The organism is Candidatus Pelagibacter communis (assembly GCF_001180165.1).
Lineage (GTDB): Bacteria > Pseudomonadota > Alphaproteobacteria > Pelagibacterales > Pelagibacteraceae > Pelagibacter > Pelagibacter ubique_P.
The window spans coordinates 1-765 of the sequence record NZ_CVSQ01000016.1 but is presented as its reverse complement, the minus strand read 5'-3'; the positions used below and the strand labels follow the sequence as shown (position 1 = coordinate 765).

At 31.1% G+C, this 765-nt stretch carries 1 protein-coding gene; it reads left to right on the top strand.

The window, feature by feature from the left end; translation table 11 throughout:
• Positions 1–733, top strand: a 733-nt coding sequence (rseP, locus tag AMN88_RS00900; protein WP_075536009.1) for an RIP metalloprotease RseP, incomplete at its 5' end; no start/stop codon positions are given.
• Between the last annotated feature and the right edge of the window lie 32 nt (positions 734–765).

Here is a 765-nt window from a genome sequence, read left to right as displayed (position 1 = left end):
TTATACTTTCATTGGCAAAGATTTTACCCCTGCAGTCATAAATGAAGTTCAAAAAGATAGTCCCGCAATGGCAGGAGGTCTAAAAAGTGAGGATATAATTTTAGAGATAGATGGCAATGAAGTTAAAAGTATTATGGAAGTTTCTAAGTTTATCACTATGTCTACTGGTGATTTTATAGATTTTAAAGTTAAGCGTTCCTATGATGAATTAATACTAAAAGTAAAACCTAATATTGTTGAAGGTGATGATGGATTAGGGAATAAAATTAATAAAAGAATGGTAGGTATTAAGCTTGGTGCCTACAATAATAAAGTTAACCATGTTAAATTAGGACCTGCTCAGGCTTTATATCATGCAGGTTATGAAGTTTATTTTGTAAGCGTTTCCTCATTAAAATACATCGGAGGAATGATTTTAGGTAAAGCAGATACTTCTCAATTAGGAGGACCAATTAGAATTGCTAAAATTTCTGGACAAGTTGCAACGTTTGGAGTGTTGGCTTTCATTAGTATGATGGCTTATATTTCAATAAGTTTGGGTCTTATTAATCTATTTCCAATACCAATGTTAGATGGAGGGCATTTAATGTTTTATGCATTTGAGAAAGTTTTAGGCCGACCTTTATCCCAAAGAACTCAAGAAGGTTTTTTTCGAATCGGATTGTTTTTGTTGTTATCATTGATGTTTTTCACCACATTTAATGATCTAAAAGACCTTGGTTTATTTAGATAATTCACATTTTTAAAAGTTAAAAAAAGTCAATA